Genomic DNA, 1,901 nt, shown 5'->3' on the forward strand with positions numbered 1-1,901 from the left:
CGGCCCGCGCTGCATGAGCATGCCCTTCTGGCGCGAGGACCTCTAAGGTTTTCAAAGACCCGTACAGGTCTTACTACAAACATCTAGCTGACATTAGATGTCTCCCAATGGGACGGTGCGGTTCTTTCGCACCGTCCCATTCATGTTTATTGACGCTAAATTAAGATCAGATAAGGTGGCCATGGATATCAAGACAATTGGCGTTGAGGATTGGCTCAACGTTTGGGAGAAGAGTGCTACCTGGGATATCGCTCAGTCGACGATCTCGTCGCTGACCATGGGTGAGCTTCGCGCACTTGACGAGCAGGACGGTGCTACGTTCTACGAGCGCCTGGATCGCGAGAAGATGAATTACGGCTGGATCGAGGGTTCGCCGGAGTTTAAGGCCGAAGTCGCCAAGCTGTATCGTCGCGAGGTCAATCCCGATCACATTTTGCAGACCAACGGCTGCACGGGCGCGAACCTCAACGCCATCATGGCCGTGGTCGAGCCCGGCGACCATGTGATTGCCGAGTGGCCCACCTATGCGCCGCTCTATGAGATTCCGCGTACGCTCGGTGCCGAGGTCGAGTATTGGGAGCTTCGCGAGGAGCTCGGCTGGAAGCCCGATATCGAACAGCTCAAGCACCTCGTTCACCCCAACACCAAGCTCATCTGCATCAATAACGCATCGAACCCCATCGGTACGGTGCTCGATGCCGATACGCTCGGCCAGATTGCCGAGATCGCCCGTTCGGTGGGCGCCTATGTGCTGTGCGACGAGGTGTATCTGCCGCTCGAGAACACCGAGTCCTTTATATCGATGGCCGACGTGTACGAGAAGGCCATTGTCACCAACTCGGTGTCCAAGACCTATTCGACGCCTGCGGCTCGCGTGGGCTGGGTCGTGGCCAACGAAGAGGTCTCCAACAGCATCCGCACCTATCGTGACTACACCATGATCTGCGGCGGCGTGTTCAACGACGCCCTGGCGACCTACGTGCTCGAGCACAAGGATAAGATCCTTGAGCGCAACCGCAAGATCGTGTTTGACAACCGTGATATCGCTCAGGCATGGATCGATACGCAGAGCCGCGTCTCTTGGACGGCGCCGCAGGGCGTATCCACCTCGTTTATCCAGCTGGATATTCCCGAGGACGATGAGGAGTTCTGCAAGCGCCTGTTGGCCGAGAGGGGAGTGCTGCTGGTTCCCGGCAGCCGCTTTGAGCTTCCCTGCGGCGCGCGTCTGGGCTACTGCGCGAGCGAAGACGTTCTTCGCGAGGGCCTGAGGCTTCTGGGCGAGGCACTGGCGGAGTTCGATCGCTAGGATTCCGACGGCTCTCAAAGCCGCTCAAATCTGTCTACGATTATCGATAACAGACCCGTTTCCCATGAGGGGAGCGGGTCTGTTTTTCTATACCGAGAAGTCAAGTTGTTACAAATGAGGCCGTAAGGCGAGCCGGTGTTCGTTGGGCCTTATACTGAACTTCCGGTGAACGGTACCAAGCGTCTGGTAAACGGTAATATGCATACCAGAAATGAATAGGACAAACTTTTTTCTGAATAAAAATGAAAATGGTTGAGACTCGGTATGAATCGCTAATTCTATTCATAGCTTTATTAGAAATATGCAATTTGAGGGTGGTTTAATAAAGTTAAGTTCCATTTGCTATTTGGACTGAAAACGCGTTTTAGCACGTAAATACACTTTATTATATCAAAGTGTGCCATGCGTGAAGTATATGTGTATGCCGTTCACCCCTCATATAAAACCGTTCGGGGGCGAGGTGGAAGTATGGACTGATTTTGGATATAAATATGTCGTCAGCAATAACGCCTCACACGGAGGGGCGCTAACGAATCGGCCCTGACAGGGGCCCGAAAGAAAGGTAGGAGGCCATGACGAAAGGTCTGCACGTGCC

General features: G+C 54.0%; 1 protein-coding gene. It reads left to right on the forward strand.

Annotated elements, in window-relative coordinates; genetic code table 11:
• Positions 1–181 precede the first annotated feature (181 nt).
• On the forward strand, positions 182–1,306 hold the full coding sequence (locus DW180_RS10055) for an aminotransferase (RefSeq protein WP_118238521.1): 1,125 nt from the start codon (positions 182–184) through the stop codon (positions 1,304–1,306).
• Positions 1,307–1,901: the final 595 nt, after the last annotated feature.

The organism is Collinsella sp. AM16-21 (assembly GCF_003471905.1).
Lineage (GTDB): Bacteria > Actinomycetota > Coriobacteriia > Coriobacteriales > Coriobacteriaceae > Collinsella.

What these genes read in the sequence shown, in the direction of transcription:
- DW180_RS10055 (WP_118238521.1), top strand. Translation starts at nt 182, where the DNA reads ATGGATATCAAGACAATTGGCGTTGAGGATTGGCTCAACGTTTGGGAG.